The 21,465-nt window shown below is 69.2% G+C and carries 22 protein-coding genes; 10 read left to right on the forward strand and 12 right to left on the reverse strand.

The window, feature by feature from the left end; all coding sequences use genetic code 11:
• Positions 1-112 precede the first annotated feature (112 nt).
• The gene (locus JNUCC0626_RS24905; RefSeq protein WP_394613180.1) at positions 113-448 is read left to right on the forward strand and encodes a histidine triad nucleotide-binding protein; all 336 of its coding nucleotides are present in this window, start codon (positions 113-115) and stop codon (positions 446-448) included.
• On the opposite strand, the gene JNUCC0626_RS24910 is transcribed toward JNUCC0626_RS24905, so the two are convergent.
• Both JNUCC0626_RS24910 and JNUCC0626_RS24915 read right to left on the reverse strand, forming a co-directional pair.
• Complete coding sequence (locus JNUCC0626_RS24910) at positions 429-1,037, reverse strand: MBL fold metallo-hydrolase (protein WP_394613181.1); 609 nt, start codon at positions 1,035-1,037, stop codon at positions 429-431. The two genes, JNUCC0626_RS24905 and JNUCC0626_RS24910, sit on opposite strands and share 20 nt — an antisense overlap.
• Positions 1,034-1,729 (reverse strand): 2-phosphosulfolactate phosphatase, encoded by a 696-nt coding sequence (locus tag JNUCC0626_RS24915; RefSeq protein ID WP_394613182.1) that lies wholly within the window; start codon positions 1,727-1,729, stop codon positions 1,034-1,036. Before JNUCC0626_RS24915 ends, JNUCC0626_RS24910 begins: the two co-directional genes overlap by 4 nt.
• 27 nt (positions 1,730-1,756) lie before the next feature.
• Here JNUCC0626_RS24915 and JNUCC0626_RS24920 point away from each other — a divergent pair, with 27 nt between their 5' ends.
• Both JNUCC0626_RS24920 and JNUCC0626_RS24925 read left to right on the forward strand, forming a co-directional pair.
• Positions 1,757-2,221 (forward strand): ribose-5-phosphate isomerase, encoded by a 465-nt coding sequence (locus JNUCC0626_RS24920; protein WP_394613183.1) that lies wholly within the window; start codon positions 1,757-1,759, stop codon positions 2,219-2,221.
• A gap of 18 nt (positions 2,222-2,239) precedes the next feature.
• Complete coding sequence (locus JNUCC0626_RS24925; protein WP_394613184.1) at positions 2,240-3,040, forward strand: Fpg/Nei family DNA glycosylase; 801 nt, start codon at positions 2,240-2,242, stop codon at positions 3,038-3,040.
• 80 nt (positions 3,041-3,120) lie between these two features.
• Here the strand turns inward: JNUCC0626_RS24925 and JNUCC0626_RS24930 are convergent, their stop codons facing one another.
• The 5 genes from JNUCC0626_RS24930 to JNUCC0626_RS24950 form a co-directional block, all read right to left on the reverse strand.
• Entirely contained in the window at positions 3,121-3,870 is a 750-nt protein-coding gene (locus tag JNUCC0626_RS24930) for a hypothetical protein (RefSeq protein WP_394613185.1), read from the reverse strand.
• Between the two features lie 57 nt (positions 3,871-3,927).
• Positions 3,928-5,136, reverse strand: coding sequence for a GNAT family N-acetyltransferase (locus JNUCC0626_RS24935; protein WP_394613186.1), 1,209 nt, complete (start codon positions 5,134-5,136; stop codon positions 3,928-3,930).
• A gap of 41 nt (positions 5,137-5,177) precedes the next feature.
• Positions 5,178-6,530, reverse strand: a complete 1,353-nt coding sequence (locus JNUCC0626_RS24940; RefSeq protein WP_394613187.1) for an aldehyde dehydrogenase family protein — start codon at positions 6,528-6,530, stop codon at positions 5,178-5,180.
• A 72-nt stretch (positions 6,531-6,602) separates the two neighbouring features.
• On the reverse strand, positions 6,603-7,484 hold the full coding sequence (locus tag JNUCC0626_RS24945; RefSeq protein ID WP_394613188.1) for a DNA-3-methyladenine glycosylase family protein: 882 nt from the start codon (positions 7,482-7,484) through the stop codon (positions 6,603-6,605).
• Between the two features lie 49 nt (positions 7,485-7,533).
• The gene (locus JNUCC0626_RS24950; RefSeq protein WP_394613189.1) at positions 7,534-8,142 is read right to left on the reverse strand and encodes a DsbA family protein; all 609 of its coding nucleotides are present in this window, start codon (positions 8,140-8,142) and stop codon (positions 7,534-7,536) included.
• Positions 8,143-8,303: 161 nt separating this feature from the next.
• Here JNUCC0626_RS24950 and pepN point away from each other — a divergent pair, with 161 nt between their 5' ends.
• The 4 genes from pepN to JNUCC0626_RS24970 all read left to right on the forward strand — a co-directional run bounded on the left by pepN (position 8,304) and on the right by JNUCC0626_RS24970 (position 14,379).
• Positions 8,304-10,865, forward strand: coding sequence for an aminopeptidase N (pepN, locus tag JNUCC0626_RS24955; protein ID WP_394613190.1), 2,562 nt, complete (start codon positions 8,304-8,306; stop codon positions 10,863-10,865).
• A gap of 79 nt (positions 10,866-10,944) precedes the next feature.
• Positions 10,945-12,015 (forward strand): hypothetical protein, encoded by a 1,071-nt coding sequence (locus JNUCC0626_RS24960; RefSeq protein WP_394613191.1) that lies wholly within the window; start codon positions 10,945-10,947, stop codon positions 12,013-12,015.
• Between the two features lie 16 nt (positions 12,016-12,031).
• Positions 12,032-13,747: a GNAT family N-acetyltransferase gene (locus tag JNUCC0626_RS24965; protein ID WP_394613192.1), complete on the forward strand. Its 1,716-nt coding sequence runs from the start codon at positions 12,032-12,034 to the stop codon at positions 13,745-13,747.
• Positions 13,744-14,379, forward strand: coding sequence for a GNAT family N-acetyltransferase (locus JNUCC0626_RS24970; protein WP_394613193.1), 636 nt, complete (start codon positions 13,744-13,746; stop codon positions 14,377-14,379). Before JNUCC0626_RS24965 ends, JNUCC0626_RS24970 begins: the two co-directional genes overlap by 4 nt.
• Here the strand turns inward: JNUCC0626_RS24970 and JNUCC0626_RS24975 are convergent.
• The 4 genes from JNUCC0626_RS24975 to JNUCC0626_RS24990 form a co-directional block, all read right to left on the reverse strand.
• A complete protein-coding gene (locus JNUCC0626_RS24975; RefSeq protein WP_394613194.1) occupies positions 14,369-14,776 on the reverse strand; it encodes a hypothetical protein in 408 nt (135 codons plus the stop codon). The two genes, JNUCC0626_RS24970 and JNUCC0626_RS24975, sit on opposite strands and share 11 nt — an antisense overlap.
• Before the next feature lie 67 nt (positions 14,777-14,843).
• Positions 14,844-15,323, reverse strand: coding sequence for a DUF5130 family protein (locus JNUCC0626_RS24980; RefSeq protein ID WP_394613195.1), 480 nt, complete (start codon positions 15,321-15,323; stop codon positions 14,844-14,846).
• Complete coding sequence (gene ctaJ, locus JNUCC0626_RS24985; protein WP_285638576.1) at positions 15,310-15,555, reverse strand: aa3-type cytochrome oxidase subunit CtaJ; 246 nt, start codon at positions 15,553-15,555, stop codon at positions 15,310-15,312. Before ctaJ ends, JNUCC0626_RS24980 begins: the two co-directional genes overlap by 14 nt.
• A 20-nt stretch (positions 15,556-15,575) precedes the next feature.
• Positions 15,576-16,778, reverse strand: a complete 1,203-nt coding sequence (locus tag JNUCC0626_RS24990; protein ID WP_394613196.1) for an MFS transporter — start codon at positions 16,776-16,778, stop codon at positions 15,576-15,578.
• Between the two features lie 270 nt (positions 16,779-17,048).
• Between JNUCC0626_RS24990 and JNUCC0626_RS24995 the strand changes: the two genes are divergently transcribed.
• A complete protein-coding gene (locus tag JNUCC0626_RS24995) occupies positions 17,049-17,582 on the forward strand; it encodes a DUF2345 domain-containing protein (RefSeq protein WP_394613197.1) in 534 nt (177 codons plus the stop codon).
• Between the two features lie 24 nt (positions 17,583-17,606).
• On the opposite strand, the gene JNUCC0626_RS25000 is transcribed toward JNUCC0626_RS24995, so the two are convergent.
• Positions 17,607-18,179 carry an HNH endonuclease gene (locus JNUCC0626_RS25000; RefSeq protein WP_382445422.1) on the reverse strand — a complete coding sequence of 191 codons (573 nt, stop codon included), beginning with the start codon at positions 18,177-18,179 and terminating at the stop codon, positions 17,607-17,609.
• A gap of 248 nt (positions 18,180-18,427) precedes the next feature.
• On the opposite strand from JNUCC0626_RS25000, the gene JNUCC0626_RS25005 reads away from it, so the two are divergent.
• Both JNUCC0626_RS25005 and JNUCC0626_RS25010 read left to right on the forward strand, forming a co-directional pair.
• Complete coding sequence (locus JNUCC0626_RS25005; protein WP_394613198.1) at positions 18,428-20,524, forward strand: prolyl oligopeptidase family serine peptidase; 2,097 nt, start codon at positions 18,428-18,430, stop codon at positions 20,522-20,524.
• Between the two features lie 35 nt (positions 20,525-20,559).
• Positions 20,560-21,441 carry a mechanosensitive ion channel family protein gene (locus JNUCC0626_RS25010; protein ID WP_394622091.1) on the forward strand — a complete coding sequence of 294 codons (882 nt, stop codon included), beginning with the start codon at positions 20,560-20,562 and terminating at the stop codon, positions 21,439-21,441.
• Positions 21,442-21,465 lie beyond the last annotated feature (24 nt).

Genomic DNA, 21,465 nt, shown 5'->3' on the forward strand with positions numbered 1-21,465 from the left:
AAGCTGATGAGGCACCGGACGATGACCAGCAGTTTGGTGCCCTTCATGCCGCCATGATTTATCGCTGCCGGGCAAGAACAACAGAGCCCAACGGGACCAATACGATGCCGTTGTGACCGACTGCCTGTTCTGCCGCATCGTCGCGGGCGAAATCCCGGCGACCGTGGTGACGGAGACCGACACGACGCTCGCGTTCCGCGACATCGACCCCAAGGCGCCCACGCACGTGCTGGTGATCCCCAAGGAGCACCACACGGCGATCGGGGACGTCGACCCGGCGCTCGCGGGGCAGATCCTCGCCACCGCGCACCAGGTCGCGAAGTCCGAGGGCGTCGACGAGTCCGGCTACCGGCTCGTCTTCAACACCGGCAAGGACGGCGGCCAGACCGTCTTCCACGTGCACTGCCACGTCCTCGGAGGCCGCGGCCTCAGCTGGCCTCCGGGATAGCCATCTCCTGGACGAACCGCGCGTCGACCGGGTCACCGTGGCCCGGCACCACGACGCGCGGGTCGAGTTCCAGCAGCAGGTCCAGGACGTGGCGCCAGTTCGACGGCGTCGCGTCCGGTCCTGCCTGTGCGGGCGCGCCCTGCTCCACCAGGTCGCCCGCGAACACGACGCCGGCGTCCGGCACGTGCACGACCACGTCGTGCGAGGTGTGCGCGGGACCGAAGTGGTGCAGGTCGACCCGGCGGCCACCGACGTCGAGCGTCACCGACTCCCGGAACGTGTGCGTCGGCGCGACGAGCGTCCCCGTGAACGGCTCGTCGTGGTACTTCGCGCGCTCGACCAGGACGCGTTCGTCCACCACGCACTCCTCGTGCGCCCACACCTCGCACGGCAGGAACGCCGCGGTCGCCAGCACGTGGTCGAAGTGGTTGTGCGTCAACACGATCCGCGACGGCCGGACCTCGGCGGCTAGTCCCGGGTCCATGCCGGAGTCGACGAGCAGCGAGTCGCCCGAGCCGACGACGAGACCGAGCGTCAGGTCCAGTTCGGCGTGCCGCCGGACGAACACGCCGTCCGCGATCTCGATCACCGCGCCACTCCGTCGACGGACACGCCGTCGACGAACAGACCGTCGACCAGCATCGGCGCGGCGGCACTCACCTCGAGTTGCACGGCGAGTTCCACGTCGGCGGCGTGCCCGTGCTCGATCAGTTCCCGCCCCGATCCGCAGTTGCGCACGGCCTCCGCGACGTCGACACCCCGGAACGCGGCGATCGCCAGTTCCGCCTCGGGCGACGCCTCGCCGTCGAGCGAGGCGAGCACGGCACCCGCACCCAGGTAGTCCTCGACGCACGGCCGCAGCCCGCTGGCCACCCCGCCACCCGTGCGGGCCATGTTGAAGCCCCACTGCTCACCGCCGGGGATCAGGCCGATCGTCTCCCCCAGCTCCTGCGCCCGCTTCGCCACGGCGGCGGCGTTGCGCAGGCAGGCCGCCAGCACGTGCGCCCCCGTCTCGGCCGCCAGCGCGCACAGGTGCGAGCCGTTCGGCGAGTGCAGGTCGACCAGCCCTGTCGCCCCGACGAGTGATGCTGGTCGCAACGACGCCCGCGACTCCGGTGTGAACCGGAACGGCCGCAGCCGGCCACCGCCCCCGACCACGATGTCGACGGACGTGGTGAACGCCAGCACGTCCACCACGATCAGCACGTCACAGCCCCGCAGCGCGTCGACGCCTCCAGGCCCCCATTCCAGCTTCAGCTGGTACCCCTCTTGGCTGAACACATCCCCCAGCGTGTCAGACTCCGTGACGTGCGCGTTTATCTGGCAGCAGACCACGCTGGCTTCGAACTGAAGTCCCACCTGTCCACGGCTCTCACCGAGCAGGGCTACGAGGTCGTCGACGTCGGCGCCCACGAGTACGACGCCCAGGACGACTACGTGTCGTTCTGCGTCGACGCGGCCGAGAAGGTCGTCGCGGACCGCGCCAACGGCGGCGACAGCCTCGGCGTCGTCATCGGCGGTTCGGGCAACGGCGAGCAGATCGCCGCGAACAAGGTGAAGGGCGCCCGCGCCGCACTGGCGTGGAACACCGACACCGCACAGCTCGCCCGTCAGCACAACGACGCGCTGCTCGTCGGCATCGGTGCCCGCCAGCACACGACCGAGGAGGCGACCGAGATCGTGTCGGCGTTCCTGCGGACCCCGTTCTCGGGCGAGCCGCGGCACCAGCGCCGCATCGACCAGGTCTCCGCCTACGAAGACAAGCGTGCCTGAGACCCGTGACTGAGAACCGTGCCTGAAGGCCACACGCTGCACCGCCTCGCGCGGCTGCACCAGCGCCGGTACGCGGGCAGGCCCGTGACCGTGACCAGTCCGCAGGGACGCTTCTCGGCGTCCCTTGTGGACGGTCGCACGCTGGTCCGCGCCGAGGCGCACGGCAAGCACCTCTTCCACGTCTACGGCCCGGACGCGATCGTGCACGTCCACCTCGGCCTGTACGGGACGTTCACCGAGTCGCCGCTGCCGGTCCTGCTGCCCGTCGGCCAGGTCCGCATGCGGATGGCCGGCGAGACGCACTGGACCGACCTGCGCGGTCCGACGGCGTGCGAGGTGCTCAACAAGGACGAGGTCAAGGCGATCCGCGAACGTCTCGGGCCCGACCCGTTGCGCCGCGACGCCGACTCCGACCGCGCCTACGAGAAGATCATCCGGTCGAAGCAGCCGCTCGCCGTGCTGCTGATGGACCAGAAGGTGCTCGCGGGCGTCGGCAACGTCTACCGCGCCGAGGTGCTGTTCCGACACAACGTGAACCCGTTGCTGGTCGGCAACAAGGTCAGCCGCGAGCTGTGGGACGTGCTCTGGGACGACCTGGTCGTGCTGATGAAGGACGGCGTGAAGGTCGGCCAGATCAACACCGTCCGGCCCGAGCACATGCCGCGCGCCATGGGACGTGCTCCGCGTGTGGATCGGCACGGCGGTGAGGTGTACGTCTACCGCCGTGCCGGGGAGCCGTGCCTGGTCTGCGGCACCGAGGTCATGAGCGCGGAACTGGCTGCCCGCAACCTCTTCTGGTGCCCCGCCTGCCAGCCCTGAAGATCAACTTCAGAAAAGGGGTGGTGGTGACTTTTCGGGTGTGGCTGGAAAGTGCTCAGTTCGTGAGCGCTTTCCACTGATCAGAAGTCGAAGCCACCCATGTCGCCGAAGTCGAACCCTCCGGCGTCGCCACCCACGTCGGCGACGTCGGAAACGCCACCCATGTCGCCCATGTCTCCCATGCCGACGTCACCCATGCCCGCGTCGCCCATGCCGTAGTCGCCGACTCCGTGCATGCCGGAGAACATGGCGTCCATCAGCAGGAACGTGCCCACGCCCCACGCACCGGCCACGAGCGCGGGCTTCCACCACGGCTCGGAGTACCAGCCACGCGGCACCGGACGTCCGGCGACCATGCCGCCGGGGTAGTAGTAGGGCGTGCCCTGACCGGAGTGCGGCGAAGCGGCGTACTGGTGGCCTTCGACGCTGACCTGACGGTCCTCGCTGACGGCACCCGCCTGCTTCTGGCTCGCGCTCTCGGGCAACGCGGGGCCGGGGTCCATGCCCATCGCCTCGCGCGCCGCCCGCACGTAGTGCAGGCCTTCCATCGCGGTCTCGGTGACCAGCTTGGCCTGCGGAATCGTGCGGGCCTGCTCCATCTGCGAGCCGGCGGCGGTGAAGCGTTCGGACGCGTCGGCCATCGCCTGGGTCGACGCGGCGTTGCTGCCGGTGAGGCTCATCACCTGCCCGCCCAGTCGTTCGACCCAGCGGCGGGCCTCCGCCTTGGCGTCGTCGAGCTCCCGCGCCTTGCGCGCGTTGCTCTGGTTGACCAGGTAGAACACCCCTGCGATCAGCAGCACCACTACGACAATCCACACAACTGTGCCCACGGCTTTACCTCCCACGGCAGCTGAAACGTCAACGAGCACGCACGGCCGTGAGTTCCGTCAGAACACCTCGGGGCAATGCGGCTCACGTGCGCCGAGGAACGCGATCGTCAACGCGTCGACGTGTCCGGGCGTGTGCTCGACCACGCGGTGTGCACGGCTGAGCACGGAAAGCCGCGCACCGCCGAGGAACGCGCTACCGAGCGCGGCGATGTCGAGCGTGACGTCCGCCGGGTCGTCGGTCTTCGCGACGACGGCCTCGCCACCCTTGATCGTGAGGCGCCAGCGGCCGGAGTTCCACGGGCAGAAGGTGTCCTCGACCTCCAGCACGGTGTCCACATCGGACGAGTAGTGGCGCAGCGGGAGGGCGCGGTCGATGTCGACGATCCTGATCCACAGCGCGTCGGTGGCCTCGCGGCGCACCTTCCGCGGGTTGTCGACCATGTGCAGGATCGGGTCGTCCCAGGCGGTGTAGAAGGAGATCTCGCCCGCGAGGTCCATGTCGAGCAGGTACCGGTAGAGGTCCGCGTTGGCCTGGTCGGTCTCGCACATCAGCTCGCGTACGTGCAGTTCGCTCGCCGGGCCACCTGCGTCGCCCTTGTACTTCACCCGGAAGACCACGTAGCCCTCAGGATGCAGGCAGTAGCGGTACGAGGTGAGGCCGCCGCGGTCCATCTCGCGGTCGGCCAGTTGTACGTCCCAGGTGTGCTCGACCCGGCTGAGGAAGCCCGGACGCGTCTTGCGGACCCGTTCGTAGATCTCGCGCATGACGGGCAGCGCTTCTTCTCGCGACACCTGACGGATCCGTGTGTCACTCACGCGCACACCGCTGTGGAACGGCATACGCGTCGGCATCGTGAGCATGGCGAGGCTCGTCGTGTACTCGCCGTACCCGTACCTGCGGTAGATGCCGCCTTCGGACGCCCACAGCATCGCGAGCGGCTCACCACCGTCGTGCATGCCGTGCAGCTGTGTCTTCATCAGCAGCGATGCCACACCACGGCGCCTATGGCCGGGTTTCACCGACACGACCGTCACCGCGCCGGCCGGTGCCTGCCGGTTGCCGGGAACCGTGACCTCGCGGGTCAGGATCCCGGCCGTGCCGATCATCTCGTCGCCGTCGAACACGGCGTGCGCCCGGTCGTGCTCCAGGACCTTGAGCCACTTGCTGTCCTCGCCCATCGCGTCGGACAGGAACGCCGCCGCCATGACCTTCTGGAAGTCGTCGACGTCGGACTGGGTGATGGTCCTGATGCTCAACTCGGTCATACCGGCAGTGATACCCCGGTGTGACCGCCGTCGCAGCTCAATTACCGCTGGACCGACTTGACCTCGCAGAACTCGTCCAGCCCGAAGCGCCCGAACTCGCGACCGTTGCCCGACTGCCGGTACCCGCCGAACGGCGCGCGCGTGTTGAACGCACCACCGTTGATGTCGACCTGGCCGGTCCGCAGCCGCTTCGCGATCTTCATCGCCCGGTCGGTGTCCTGGGAGAACACGGCGCCGGCCAGCCCGTAGACGGTGGAGTTGGCGATGCGGACGGCGTCGTCCTCGTCGGTGTACGGCATGACCGAGAGCACCGGCCCGAAGATCTCCTCCTGCGCGATCGTCATCTCCGGCGTGACCCCGCCGAACACCGTCGGCGTGACGTAGAACCCTTGCGGCAGCGGCGCTTCCGGTCCGCCCGCCGCCAGCGTGGCGCCTTCCTCGACGCCCTTGTTGATGTAGCCGACGACCCGGTCGCGCTGCGCCTTCGACACAGCCGGGCCGATCCTGGTGGACGGGTCTGCCGGGTCGGCTGACGTGTACTTCTTCGCGGCTTGGGCCGCCAGTTCCAGGGCCTCGTCGTGCTTGTCCGCCGGCACGAGGAGCCTCGTCCACGCGCTGCACGCCTGGCCGTTGTTCATGAAGGAGTTGGCCACGGCGATCTTCACGGCCCGGCTCAGGTCGGCGTCGTCCAGCACGATGCACGCCGACTTGCCGCCGAGTTCGAGCGCGACCCGTTTGACGGTCTCGGCCGCGACCGCCGACACCCTGCGACCCGCCTTCGTGGAGCCGGTGAACGACACCATGTCGACGTCGGGGTGCTTCGCCAGCGCCTCGCCGACCACCGGGCCGGTGCCGTGGACCAGTTGGAAGACACCTGGTGGAACGGCGTTGGTGATGATCTCGGCCAGCAGGTCCGCGGTGTGCGGGGCGAGTTCGCTGGGCTTGAGCACGACGGTGTTGCCGGCGGCCAGCGCCGGGACGACCTTGGCGACCATCTGCTGGAGCGGGAAGTTCCAGGGGGTGATGGCGGCCACGACGCCGATCGGTTCGCGGAAGACCAGCGAGTTGCCGATCTCCTCCGGGTCGAAGTAGCCGTTTTCGACGGCCTCCGCGATGCCTTCGGCGATGGCGATCGGGTTCGTCGCCTGGACCTTCTGGCTGAAGGTGATGGGGGTGCCCATCTCGCGGGTCATCGTGGCGGCCAGTTCCGGGGCTCGGTCCTTCAGGCCGTCGATGATCGTGCGGATGGCTTTGGCGCGTTCTTCGATCGGGGTCTGGGACCAGGTGTCGAAGGCTTGGCGGGCGGTGGACACCGCTTGGTCCGCGTCGGCCGGGGTGCCTTCGCGGAGGGTGCTGAGCACTTCCTCGGTGGCGGGGTTGACGACCTCGATCACGGCAGGCCTCCAGGCTGGATGTGACACCTCTTCGCTGACTGTGGGTCAGCCTGTCACATTCGGGTGGGGTGGTCACGGTGGAGGGGTTGGAAGGGCACGGCTGGGGGCGGGTTGGGGCGGCTGCGATGGGGCTGTCGCTGCCAGGCGGCGTTCCCTCATCACGCGCAGGTGCACTGCGGCCCAGGTCCGGTAGGGCCGCCACGCCTCGGACACCTCGGCCAGCGGGCGGCCGTAGCGTTCGGCCACCTCGTCGGTCAGGCGGGTCTCGTTGTGCGGCACGGCGTCCGGGGCGTTGGCGCCTCGCAGGACCACCAGTTCTGCCGCGAACGGGCCCAGGCCCTTCACCTGTTGTACGGCCAGTACGGCTGCGGCGGGCTTCATCGCCCGGAGTGTGGCGGCGTCGAGCAGGCCGTCCAGGGCCGCTTCGGCCACTGCGCGCAGGTATTCGGGTTTGCGGCCCGGTAAGTCGAGGTCCAGGGAACGCAGTTCTGCGGGCGCTGGGAAGACGCCGTCGCGCAGCAGCGACGTCTTCAGGGCACTGGCTTGGGACATTCGGAGGCGTTGGGAGAGCACCGACCAGGCTGCTGCCTCGTACGGCGAGTAGAAGCCGCACGGGCGCAAGCCGGGCAGAGCGGACTGGGCTGCGGCTATCACCGGGTCGCGGGCGGCCACGTCCGGCCAGGCTCTGCCGTCCACGTCCAGGGAGAGGAAGCGGCATGCCTGGGCCGCCGCCGCTTCCGGGTCGGCGGGGCCGGAGACGGACAGGAGGGCGGTGGGGCCGCGTTGGGTCACGGAGACCTCGGCGCGGCGCCACTCGCCCTCCACCAGGAACGTCGCCCGCAGCGCCTCTTTCTCGCGCGCGGGCAGTGCGGAAGGGGTGAAGCCCTCCCAGAACGACCTGGACGTTACCAGTGACCAGGGGCCCTGAACTGCTACTTCGACGTGGTGGGTCATGTCTGGGGACGCTAGCGGCGACCCCTGACAGAAAACCGGCGAGCAGCGGTCAGCTGAAGTCCAGGTCACCCGTCCGAGTGCGCTTGAGCTCGAAGAAGTACGGGTAGCCGGCCAGCAGGCGGGCGCCGTCGTAGATCTTGCCCGCCTCTTCGCCGCGCGGGATCTTGGTGAGCACCGGGCCGAAGAAGGCGACGCCGTCGATGTGGATGGTGGGCGTGCCGACGTCCATGCCGACCGGGTCCATGCCGCGGTGGTGCGACGCCCTGAGCTCCTCGTCGTACTCGGTCGAGGTGGCGGCCTCGGCGAGTTCGGCGGGCAGGCCGGCGTCCGCGAGGGCCAGTTCGATGACCTCGGTGAAGTCCTGGTTCTTCTCGTTGTGGATGCGCGTGCCCAGGGCCGTGTACAGCTTCGGCAGCACCTCGTTGCCGAACTTCTGCTCCGCGGCGATCGCCACGCGGACCGGGCCCCAGCCCTTGGTCATGAGCTCCTTGTACTGCTCGGGCAGGTCACGGCCCTCGTTCAGCACCGCGAGGCTCATCACGTGGAAGCTCAGGTCGATGTCGCGGACCTTCTCCACTTCGAGGATCCAGCGCGAGGAGATCCAGGCGAACGGGCAGAGAGGGTCGAAGTAGAAGTCGACCTTCGCCTTGTCGGTCATGCGTGCCCCTTAAGTCTCTGTGGACGGTTATCGCCCCATCAGCCCAACGAGATCACCCTGTCATCTCTTCCCGTACGCCGGTTCCGTGATTGGATGCGGGAGTCATAACCATTCCCGACGACGTCAGCGCGTAACCACACGCGTGGCAGACGAGGTGACCAGTGGCCGCGCCCAACCTCACCCGCGACCAGGCTCAGGACCGTGCTGAGCTGCTGGAAGTGGAGTCCTACCGGATCGAGCTGGACCTGACCGACGGCGGCGGAAAGCCGGGTTCGGACACGTTCCGCTCCACCACCACCGTGGTGTTCCGCAGCCGGACTCCGGGTGCTTCCTCGTGGATCGACATCGTGGCGGCGACCGTGCACCGCGCTGTGCTCAACGGAAGCGAACTCGACGTCTCCTCCTACCGCGAGGAGGACGGCATCCCGTTGCCGGACCTCGCGGAGACCAACGAGCTCACCATCGAGGCCGACTGCCGGTACATGAACACCGGCGAGGGGCTGCACCGGTTCGTCGACCCCGTCGACGGCGGCGTGTACCTGTACTCGCAGTTCGAGACCGCAGACGCCAAGCGCATGTTCGCGTGCTTCGACCAGCCCGACCTCAAGTCCGTCTACTCCATGAAGGTGACGGCACCGCACGACTGGAAGGTCATCTCGAACGGCGAGATCACCGCCACCGAGGCCGGTGAGGGCGGCGCGGACGTGCACACGTTCGCCACCACCAAGCCGATGTCGACCTACATCGTGGCCCTCGTCGCCGGTCCCTACGCGGAGTGGCGTGACGAGTTCGTCGAGGGCGACTTCAAGATCCCGCTCGGCCTCTACTGCCGTGCCTCGCTCGCCCCGCACATGGACCACGAGCGGCTGTTCACCGAGACCAAGCAAGGTTTCGGGTTCTTCCACAAGGCGTTCGGGGTGCAGTACCCGTTCGGCAAGTACGACCAGTGCTTCGTGCCGGAGTTCAACGCGGGCGCGATGGAGAACGCGGGCTGCGTCACGTTCCTGGAGGACTACGTCTTCCGCAGCCGCGTCACCCGCTACCTCTACGAGCGCCGCGCCGAGACCGTGCTGCACGAGATGGCGCACATGTGGTTCGGCGACCTCGTCACCATGCGCTGGTGGGACGACCTGTGGCTGAACGAGTCGTTCGCCACCTGGGCGTCCGTGCTCGCGCAGGCGGAGGCCACCGAGTACCGCCAGGCCTGGACGACGTTCGCGAAGATCGAGAAGTCGTGGGCGTACCGGCAAGACCAGCTGCCGTCCACGCACCCGGTCGCCGCGGACATCTCGGACCTGCAGGCGGTCGAGGTCAACTTCGACGGCATCACCTACGCCAAGGGCGCGTCGGTGCTCAAGCAGCTCGTCGCCTACGTCGGGTTGGAGAACTTCCTGGCGGGCCTGCGGGTCTACTTCGCCAAGCACGCCTGGGGCAACGCCACGCTCGCCGACCTGCTCGGCGCGCTGGAGGAGGCGTCCGGCCGCGACCTGTCGTGGTGGAGCGCGCAGTGGCTGGAGACGACCGGCCTGAACCTGTTGCGCCCCAAGTTCACCGTCGACGCGGACGGCAAGTTCACCGAGTTCGCGGTGCTGCAGGGCGGCGCCCGTCCGGGTGCCGGTGAGCTGCGCACCCACCGCATCGCGATCGGCGTCTACGACGACGACGGCAGCGGCAAGCTCGTCCGCACGCACCGCCACGAGCTGGACGTCACGGGTGAGCGCACCGAGGTGCCCGAACTCGTCGGCGTGCACCGCGGCAAGATCGTGCTGGTCAACGACGACGACCTCACGTACTGCACGATGCGCCTCGACCCGGACTCGCTGGCCGGGTTGATCGACCACATCTCCGACATCGCCGAACCGCTGCCGCGCACGCTGTGCTGGTCGGCCGCGTGGGAGATGACGCGAGAGGCCGAGCTGAAGGCCCGCGACTTCGTGAACCTGGTGCTCGGCGGGCTGGGTTCGGAGTCCGAGGTCGGTGTGGTGCAACGACTTCTGCTCCAGGCTCAGACCTCGCTGTCGTCCTACGCGGACGACTCGTGGCGCGCGGAGGGCTGGCGCCGGTTCGTGGCGAAGGCCCTGGAACTGGCGCAGGCGGCCGAGCCGGGTTCGGACCACCAACTGGCGTTCGTGAACGCGCTGGCGTCGTCGGTGCTCGACGACGCCACGGCGGAGATCCTGCGCGGCTGGTACGACGGCTCCGCCGGACTCGAAGGCCTCGAGGTCGACACGGACCTGCGCTGGCGGCTGCTCCAGGCGTTGGTCGCGCACGGCAAGGCCGACCTGCCGGAGATCACCGCCGAGGAGGAGCGCGACCCGACCTCCACCGGTCATCGCCGCGCCCAGTCGACCAGGGCGCTGCGCCCGACGGTGGCGGCCAAGGACGAGGCGTGGGACCGCGCCGTGAACGACGACGAGCTGCCGAACGCGGTCAGCGAGGCGATCATCGCGGGCATCTCCCACCCCGGCCAGAAGGAACTGCTCGCGCCGTACGTCTCCCGCTACTTCGCCGACGTGAAGGGCGTGTGGGACCGCCGCACCTCCGAGCGCGCGCAGTCGATGGTCGTCGGCATGTTCCCGGCGTGGTCGATCACGAAGTCCACTGTGGAGGCAGCCGACGCGTGGCTGGCCGACGAGCACCCGCCGGCGCTGCGCCGGCTGGTGTCCGAGGGACGTGCGGGCATCGTGCGCGCGTTGGCCGCGCAGGAGTTCGACCGGTCCTGACGTTCTGCTCGTGGAAGCCCCGTAATGCGTTCGCGCGTTGCGGGGCTTTCCCGTAACTTCGGGCGGCCTGGGAGGTTTCTTGACACTGCCGTTTCGCTACGAAGTCTTTCGCGACGTACACGGTCACGACGAGGAAGTGCTCGTCCGGGCCGTCGATGCCGAGGGCCTGTTCGCCGACACCGTGGTGCCCCCGCGGGAACTCCTCGTGTTCCGCGGCTGTCCACCCGACATCGCCGAGTCGTTCCACGAGGTCTTCGGGTTCGAGGTCGCCGACGACGACGGCATGTACCAGTGGTGGGCACTGGGCGACGTGACCGTGCACGCCGTGACTCCGGACGGCGACGTCTTCGCCACGGCGTCACCGTGCTTCTTCCCCTGGGGGTCAGGGAAATCGTCCGGCGAGACGCGGTACCTGTTGCGGCGTGGGAACTCCCAGGACCGGCGATGCGCCTCGATCGACGGCTTTCCCCGCACGGACGGAAGTCCCGACCGCTGGCCACCCGTGCGCCTCATCGGCTGCGAGATCGCTCAGCCGGTCAGGGACGTCCTCGAGCGCCCGCACCTCTGGCACGAGCACTCGGAAGAACTTCGCGCGCTGGACGTGAACGGACGCGAGATGGCCGTCGTGCCGTTCGGCGTGGAGATCCTCGACGCCGAGCCCTCGTCGCTGGGTGACGGGCTGCTCGACATCACCTTCAGCCAGTCGCACGTCCTGGACGCGCGGTCGTTTCCGAAAGCAGGCGGACGGCCGGCGTGGGAGCGCTGGCGGGCGGGAGTGCCCACCCAGCCGAACCAGTGGGCCGGACTCAGCACCCAGGCCCGCAGCGCGTGGCTCGAACTGCTGGTGAGCAGCGACGACCGACCGGACGGATGGAGCGGCGGCGGGGTCTTCCACCTCGACGGCCGGCACGCCACCGACTCCCCCGGCCTCTTCCTCGCGTTGAACGAGGGGTTGCTCGGGCCGGGCGCGTACTTCGGCAAGTGGCGCCACGACGTGGAGGACCACCTGCACCTGCCGTGTTGCGGTCCCCCGCCCGGTGACATCACCGTGGTGTGGCACCACGCCGACGTCGCGCGGTACGCGGTGCCGGAAGAGTTCGAATGGGCCGTGAAGACGTTGGGCTACAGCGTGAACCTCGTGCTCGACTAGACCCGAGGAGGTCCTGGTGGCGCTGCCGATCCGCTACGAGGTCGTGCGCAGGTGGGTGGATGACGAGGACGTGCTCGAAGAGGTCCTCGCGCGGGTCGTGGACGTCGACGGGTTGTTCGAGGACGTACCGCCGGCGCCGCGAGGAAGACTCGTGCTGCGCGGCTGCACGGCCGGAACGCTAGACGGCGACGTGCAGCTGGAGGTGCAGGGGTCGCCGGACAGCGAGCTGTGGCGGCTGGCCGACCTGGTCGTGCACGCCGACCTCGGCGACGGTGACCTCGTCGCCACGGCCACCGCGACCTGTCTGCTCGACAGCGAGGACCTCGGGCCGTCGCCGCGGTTCATCCTCTCCCAGCACTCCAAGGAGATCGGCACTTGCGTTGCGGTGGAAGGACTTCCGCGCGAACACCGGGGTGTGGCGCCACCCGTGACGTTGATCGGGTGCGACACGCCTGAGCTCATCCGGCCCGGCAGGCCCGATGGCGAGCGTGGGCCGTACGTCGGGTTGCGCGCGTTGGACCCCGACGGACGGGTGGTGGCGCACGCGGGGGTGGCGCTGGACGTCGTGTCGGTGAGTCCGTCGGCGGTCGGCGAGGGGCTCTTCGACGTCGTGCTCGACCAGTCCGGGGACGCCTGGCACATCGCGGAACGGCCGGTGCCCGCGGCGCGCGGGGCGTGGCGGATCTGGATGGAAGGCGTTCCGGCGCAACGGAACCTGTGGGCGCCTCTGTCGAGCGAGGGCCGGCTGTGGTGGAACGAGATCGCCGCCAAGGCCCGGCGCAACCGGCCGGTGGCGGGCGTGCACGACGTCGACGGCACCTACGCCAACGACGAGTGCGGCGTGCACCTGGCGTTGAGCGAGGCGCTGGTCGGGCCCGGCGACTACCTCGGTGGCGTGCACAGCATCACCGGCGCGTACGAGGAGTGGTGGTTCGTCCCGGGCATCACGCTGGTCTGGCACCAGCCGCGGGTGGCGCTGGAGTCGGTGCCGGAGCACTTCTACGGGTTGATGAAGTACCTGCTGCGCAACGGGGTCGAAGTCCTCTTCGAACCGTCCGAACCGGACTTCAGCTACCGGCTCGACCGCGGGGTCGAGCTCGGCGGGCTCGTCGACCGCTGGATCACCGGCTGGGCCAGGGCCGCCGAGATCGACCCGCCGGACGCGTTGCTCGACAACTGGCACGTGTGGGCCGACCTGCCCGGCCGCGAGGAGGAACGGGTCCTCACCGGCGACGCGATGGTCGCCGAACACGCCGAGGACGTGGCGCTGAACCCGGTGCCGACCTGGCTGACCGTGCCGACGCGGTCCCCCGACGAGGTCGGCCTCGTCGTCGAGGAGGCGGGGCTGGTGCTGCGCGAGACCGAGGCGTTCATGGTGCGCGGACTCCTCGACCACCCGGCGCCGAAACCCCCCGACGGCTACGAGCTCCGGGTGACGCCGGGGGACGTGATCGAGGTCGTGGTGACGTGCGACGGCGAGGTGGCGGCGAGCGGACGCATGGCCGTCGTCGGGGAAGACGCCGTGCCGCACGACGTCAGGACAGCTCCGGACCATCGACGGCGCGGGCTCGGTAGCGTCGTGATGGGTGCGCTGGCCAGGGAAGCGGTAAAGGCGGGCGCGTCGGAGGGCCTGCTGTGCGCGACCGACGACGGCTGGCACCTGTGCCGGAAACTGGGCTGGGACACGATCTGCGACGTGGTGGTCGCGTCGAACGACAAGGGGGAAGCATGATCGGTGAGCTGGTGGAGCGGTGGCATCGCGGCTGGATCGCGGCGGACGGCCTCACGTCGTCCTGGCGCGACGGCTACCTGGTCGTCCACGTGAACCGGTCGCACCGGATGTTCGAGTGGATCGCCACCGACGACGCGACAGTCGGCGATCTGGCCGCGATCGTGGTCGCGGCGGAGGAACCGAGCTGGCTGAGCGTGCCCACGCACGCGCCGGAGAAGGTGGTCGCGGAGATCGAGGCCGCCGGGCTGACCGTGGCGCGGCCGGACGAGACGTTCATGCGCCGGAACCTCGCCGATCATCCCGCGCCGCAGCCGCCGTCCGGGTACGCGGTGGAGGTGAGCCGGGACCCGGTGATCAGGGTCCAGGTGCTCGCGGACGGCGAGGTGGCGGCGAGCGGGCTGATGGCCGTCGTCGGGGAAGACGCTGTGGCGCACCGGATCGAGACCGCCGAGGACCATCGGCGGCGCGGGCTCGGCAGCGTCGTGATGGGCGCGCTGGTGCGGGAGGCGGTGCGGGACGGGGCGACGACCGGGTTGCTGTTCTCGTCGACCACGGGCGTGCACCTCTACCGCAGCCTCGGCTGGGAGAAGATCTCCGACCTCGTGGTGGCGCAGAACCAGGTCAACGGTTGAGGTCGTGCCAGATCCGGGCGGTCCTCGACCAGTACGTCCGCAGGTCGACGACCTCCAGGTTCCGCACGTCGTCCTCGCCGCCGACGAAGAGCGGCTTGCGGTAGCCGACGCAGTGCCCGGCCGGGACAGGTTCGGGATTCCGTTGCCGCCACAACGCGTACAGGTCGGTCCTCAGGAACCAGTTGGGGTCTTCGGCCACGGCCTCGTCGACGGTCTCGTAGTCCATCTCGTAGAAGTCGGCCTCGGCGGGATCGAACACCCAGGGTTGGCCGAACTGACGGCCCAGCCAATCGCCCCCGATGACGTCGAACCCGTCGAGGCGGGGCTCGGGGAACATCTCGCGCACCATCGCGTACGCGGCCTTGGCCTCTGACGCGTCGTACTCGTACCAGAGCATCGCGGAACCCCCAGAACGCGGAAAACGCCCCCGGCAACACACCGGGGGCGTTCGGAAAGAGCGTGGATCAGGAACGGGGCGCGGCGCCCGCCTGGTCGGTCAGCATGCGCAGGCCCGACACGAGGCCGCCCGCGAGGTCGCCCTCCTTGAAGGACGCCACCATGCTCATCACCGCGAGCTTGGCGCCGCGGTCGGCGAGCCTGCGGTGGGACTCCTCGCCCGTCACGATCTCCACGACGCGCTCGCCCGGCGACACGGCCAGGAGCACGTGGTGCGAGGGACGCTCGGTGGAGCCGTGCAGCTCCTGCGCGCGCTCGTGGGCGTTCGCGCCCAGCTCGCCCAGGTACACGCTGAAGTCGAGGCCCGTGGAACGGCTGGACAGCGTCAGCGCCTCGTCCAGCTGCGCGAGCTGGGACGGCGTGAAGGGCAGCTCCGGGGCGTGCGGCTCGTACATCTTCGCCGCGGACACCCGGCCGCTGTTCGTCACGACGGCGCCGAGCGGCAGCGAAGCCGGGTCGACTGCCTCGATCGCCTTACCAGTTGCCACGTGCGCCTCCCTTGGCGGTCGAGTCCGAGGTACCGGACTCGGCAGCACTGTGGTGGTCCGCGCTCAACCCGGCCGGGTTCGCGCTCCACCACACCGGGGCGTAGCCCCACTCCTGGCCGGGCCGGTACCGGGGAATCCGGGTGGCCTTTGGCCTCACCGTCAGCAGCGTGATCACGCCGTAGATCGCCAGCGGGATCAGCGCGAAGACGAGAACGGTCTCCACGATGGTCACGGCGGGTACGGTAGCCGAACTCAGCCGCGCGTGAGCGGCCGGGCCAGCAAGATCGCGGTGAATCCCACGATCGAGCCCGCGACGAGGTAGACGGTGCCGAGCGAGGTGGCCTGCGCGAGCGGTCCGGCGAGGCCCGCGCCGATCGGCGAGAGGCCCCAGGCCAGCACCCGGTACGCGCTGGTCACGCGGCCCATCATCGGGCCGGGCGTCAGGCGTTGGCGACGGGTCGCGGACAGCACGTTCCACCCTGCGGACGCCACGCCGAACAACACGCACGCGAGCACGGCCACCGTCAGCCAGGGCGTGGCCCCGAACAACGCGAACGCGCCGCCGAGCAACAGCAGGAAGCCGACCATGACCCTGCCGGAACCCCACCGCCGGGCGAGTCGCGGGGACAGCCTGGCACCTAGCAGAGCACCTGCCGCCATGCACACGACCAGGAACGGAACCACCGGTTCGGCGAGGCCGAGTACCTGGATGGAGTAGAGCGCCAGCATGGCGTTGATCGCGGCCGCGCAGACAGCTGTGATTGCAACGGCAACTACCAGTGACCGCAGGCCAGAGGTCTGGACCAGGAATCTGGTGCCCTGCACGAGCTGACCTCGAAGATCACCACCGGAGCGCTCCGGGGCGACGTCCGGCACGCGGGACACGAAGATCGCCGCGGCGACGAACGAGAGCGCGTCGAGCGCGAAGCAGGCCGCCGGTGCCCACCAGAAGAGCCCAGCGGCGGCGAGTGGGCCCGCGAGGTCCATACCAACGGTCTCGACCGTGACGAACCGGCTGTTGGCCGCCTCCAGGTCGCCCTCCCCCGCGAGCTCGACCAGGAGCACCTGCGAGGCCGAGTCCGCGAACGTCTCGGCGGAGGTCAACACGAAAGCCGTGGCGCACAAGACGACGACCGTGGCGTGTCCGGTGTGGACGGCCAGAGCGAGCAGTCCGGTCACCCCGGCGCGCAGCCAGTGGGCCACGACGACCACGGTTCTGGGTCTCCAGCGATCCACGAGCGCGCCGGCGGGCAGCGCGACGAGCAACCACGGCAACGCGAGCGCCACGGCCACCGCGGAGACCGCGAGCGGGCTGCGGGTCGTCGCGGCGGTGTACAACGGCAGCGCGACGATGCGCACGCCGTCGCCCACGAGCGAGACCGCCCAGGCCGCGGTGAGCGCTCGGAAACCCCGTCCATGCACGCCTTTTGCCGTATGACGCACGTCACGTTCCATCAGAAGGAACGCTACAGAGCGTGTCCATACCGGCCAGTAAGGCCAATGAGCCCTCTCGTGCGGCGCAGCGGTTACACCCGGTCAGGCCTCACCCGGTCGGAGGCGAACGGGTGCCGGTTTGGGGTCTTGTTCCCGGATCACCCACCTCTTAGCTTTTCACCTATACGGGTCTTGCGCACCCGCCACTGACGAGCTGGAGGACACAAAATGTTCACGATGACCCGCCCCCAGGCCGTGACCTTCACTCTTCCGAGCTACAAGGACGATTCAGTGCGTATCACCGCTAGTGACTCCGTCCGGATCACGATGGACGACTCCGTTCGGATCACCATGTCCGATTCGGTGCGCATCACGGCGAGCGACTCCGTCCGCATCACGATGGCAGACTCGGTGCGCATCACGGCGAGCGATTCGGTCAGGATCACGATGGACGACAGCGTCCGGATCACGGCCCTCGACGACTCCGTCCGGATCACCGCTCAGCAGGACTCGGTGAGGATCACCGCGCGTGAGGACTCCGTGCGGATCACCATGGACGACAGCGTCCGGATCACCGCGCACGACGACTCGGTGCGCATCACGGCGCACGACGACTCCGTCCGGATCACGGCCCACGACGACAGCGTGCGCATCACGGCGCAACAGGACTCCGTGCGCATCACGGCCCACGACGACTCCGTGCGCATCACGGCCCACGACGACTCCGTGCGCATCACGGCCCACGACGACTCCGTGCGCATCACGGCGCACGACGACAGCGTGCGCATCACGGCACGCCGCGACGACTTCTCCCTCGCGGCCTGACCTGTCCCGCCGAAGAGCGGCCGATCAGGCCGCCGGTTCACCCAGGTACGGCAACCACTGCGGATCAGCCTCGGCCACGCCGGCGAGCAACCGCCAGTGCGGGCCCCGCGGCGCCGCCGGAACGACGCGCAGCCGCCAGCCCAGTTCGGACAGGAGCTTGTCCGCCTTGCGGTGGTTGCACTTCGCGCAGCAGGCGACGCAGTTGGTCCAAGTGTGAGGTCCGCCACGCGAGCGCGGCACGACGTGGTCGATCGTCTCGGCCCGCCCGCCGCAGTAGGCGCAGCGATAACGGTCGCGGTGCATGAGCCCGGCACGGGTCATCGGCACGCGGCCGCGATAAGGCACGCGCACGTAGGAGCTCAGCCGGATCACGGACGGCACGAGCACCTCGGACTTCGACGAGTGCAGCACCAGCCCGGAGGCGTCTCCGTGCACGACTTCGGCTTTCCCGCAGACCACCAGCACGACCGCGCGGCGCAGTGACAACGCCGTGAGCGGCTCGAACGTGGCGTTCAGCAGCAGGACCTTGCGTCTACCCCAGGGGTAGACCGCCGGCGTAGGACCGGAACCTCCCCCGTCTCGATCCCCATCCGGCACGGCCCGCAGCTCGGGCTGATTTCGGCATGGGAGGACCGTCGGCGCCGTCTCGCCTGGTAGCGAGCCGCCGATAGGGGTCGGTTGTCGGTCTGGCACGCGACCACCTCCACCGGTTCAGCCATAGGAGACCACACTTACCAGGAAAAAATCACGTGTGATAAGTGACGCGTCACGGATGTGTGATCAAACCTGGGGTGAACCAACTCCCTATCGGAGATGGTTTTCAAGAGCCCGCTACTCTTGACAAGGTGACAGAGGCTCCTTCCACACCACTGCCTGCGACGATCACCTACCCGATCGCCGAGCGGCTAAACATCGCCGAGCAGATCCACGGGCGCACCGTCGCCGATCCCTACCGGTGGCTCGAAGACACGCAGGACCCCCGCACCGCGGAGTGGTCGCAGGCGCAGGACGTGCTCACCCGGTCCTGGCTGGACGCGATGCCCGGCCGCGAACGCCTGGGCGCGCGCCTCAAGGAGCTGATGCGCACCGGGTCGGTGTCCACTCCGGCCTCCCGCGCGGGCAGGGCGTTCTTCACCCGCCGCGGCCCCGAGCAGGACCACCCCGTCGTGATGGTGCGCGAGGCCGACGGCACCGAACGCGTGCTGTTCGACGTCAGCGCGCTCGACCCGTCCGGCCGGACCACGCTCGACAGCTGGTCCCCCAGCCTGGAGGGCACGCGCCTGGCGTACCAGGTCTCCGTCGGCGGCGACGAGCACTCGTTGCTGCACGTCATCGACGTCGAGACCGGCGAGCACATCGAGGGCCCGATCGACCGGTGCCGCTACTCCTCCATCGGCTGGCTGCCCGGCGGCGAGGAGTTCTTCTACGTCCGCCAGCTCGACCCGGCGTTGCTGCCCGAGGACGAGAAGCTGTTCCACCGCCGCGTGTGGCGTCACCGCGTGGGCACGGACCCGGAGACGGACCTCAACGTCCACGGCGACGACCAGGCGCACACCTTCTACTACTCGCTCACCGTCTCGCAGGACGGCCGCTGGCTGGTCGTGAGTGGCGCACCGAGCACGTTGAAGCACGACTCCGTGTGGATCGCGGACCTGCACGGCGACAGCGCACTCAAGCCGATCGTGCTGACCGAGGACGGCGTGCAGTGCTCGGCGTCGGTCGCCCGCGACGGCAGGCTCTACCTGCACACCAACCACGGCGCGCCTCGGCAGCGTCTCTGCGTCGCCGATCCCGAGCACCCCACCGAGTGGACGGAGCTCATCGCCGAGGAGCCCGACTCGGTGCTGGACGGCGTGCGCTGGTTCGACGGCGACCTGGTCGTCCTGCGCACCCGGCACGCGGTGTCCGAACTGCACCTGCACGACGCGGCGACTGGCGCGCACCAGCGGGAGATCCCGTTGCCCGGCCCCGGTTCGCTGCACGGCATGTCCGTCGTGGACTCCCGCACGGAACACGACCAGGACGTGCTGTGGTTCGGGTTCACCGACTTCGTCACGCCGCAGTCGATCTTCCGGTTCTCCAAGACCACCGGCGAGACCGTGCTGCACGAGGCCGCGCCCGGCCGGGTCGAGCTGCCGACCGTGACGACGCAGCAGATCGCGTTCACGTCCAAGGACGGCACTACGGTCCGGATGTTCGTCGTGAGCGGCGAGCAGAAGCCCGACCTGCCCCGTCCCGCGCTGGTCACCGGCTACGGCGGCTTCGCGATCGGCCGCGGTCCCGGCTACAGCGCGACGACGCTCGCGTGGGTCGAGTCCGGCGGCGTGTGGGTGCACGTGTCGTTGCGCGGCGGCGACGAGGAGGGCGAGGAGTGGCACCTCGCCGGCATGCGCGCCAACAAGCAGAACGTGTTCGACGACTTCCACGCCGCCGCCGAACGCCTGATCCGCGACGGCTGGACCACGCCGCAGCAGCTGGCGATCATGGGAGGCTCCAACGGAGGCCTGCTCGTGGGCGCCGCCCTGACGCAACGGCCGGAGCTCTACGCCGCCGTGGTGTGCTCAGCGCCACTGCTCGACATGGTGCGCTACGAGAAGTTCCTGCTCGGACGGCTGTGGGCCGACGAGTACGGCAGCGCAAGCGTTTCCGAGGAACTGGGCTGGCTGCTCTCCTACTCGCCATATCACCAAGTGGTAACGGACGTTGAGTATCCTTCGGTCTTGTTCACGGTGTTCGAGTCGGATTCTCGTGTGGACCCCAACCACGCCAGGAAGATGTGCGCAGCTCTGCAGCACGCTTCGTCAAGTGATCCGACCAAGCACCCGGTGCTGATCCGCCGCGAGACCGAAGTCGGTCACGCGGGCAGGTCGGTCAGCCGGACGGTGTCTCTCGCCGTGGACCAGCTGACGTTTCTCGCGAATGCCACCGGCATGGAGTTGTAGGAGGGCACGACCACGTGACCAGTCCCGTGGATGACATCTCGGACAAGACCGCGCAGGCGGTCGGGTTCTTCGAGAAGTACGGACCCGACATCATCGCGGGCAGCATCAAGATCGTCGTGATCCTGATCGCCGCCTTCATCCTGCGGGCCATGCTGCGCAAGGTCATCGACCGGATCACGACGCCCGGCAAGGAAGGCAAGAAGCCGGGCCTGCTCAAGCCGTTGCGGGAACGCGCTCCGCAGGCGCTCGGGAACCTCATCTCCGAGCGCCGCGAGCAGCGCGCCCGCACGATCGGCTCGGTGCTCAAGTCGATCGTCACGATCATGATCTTCGGGATCGCGTTCCTCGAGATCCTGATCGTGGTGAAGCTCGACATCACGCCGGTGCTCACCTCCGCGGGCATCCTGGGTGTCGCGATCGGTTTCGGCGCCCAGAACCTCGTGAAGGACTTCCTCGCCGGCATGTTCATGCTGCTGGAGGACCAGTACGGCGTGGGTGACGTGGTGGACCTCGGCCCGGCGACCGGCACGGTCGAGGCGGTCGCGCTGCGCACCACCACGATCCGCGACACCGGCGGCACGGTCTGGTACGTCCGCAACGGCGAGATCCTGCGCGTCGGCAACTCGTCGCAGGGCTTCGCGGTCGCCGTCGTCGACCTGCCGCTGAGCTACGGCGCGAACCTCGCCGAAGCCACCCAGGTGCTCGACCGCACGGTGCGCGAGGTGGCCGACAAGGACCCGCTGAAGGCGGACATCACGGCCAAGCCCGAGGTGCTCGGCGTCGAGAAGTTCACGCCCGAGGGCATCACCCTGCGCGTGACCGTGAAGACGCGCCCCGGCCGGCAGTGGGCGGTCCAGCGCAACCTCCGCGCGCAGCTCATGCCCGCGCTCGAGGAGGCCGGCTTCACCGCCAAGTAGCCCAAACCTCGGGACCGAGTGAGT

The organism is Lentzea sp. JNUCC 0626, from assembly GCF_043632865.1.
Classification (GTDB): Bacteria; Actinomycetota; Actinomycetes; order Mycobacteriales; family Pseudonocardiaceae; genus Lentzea.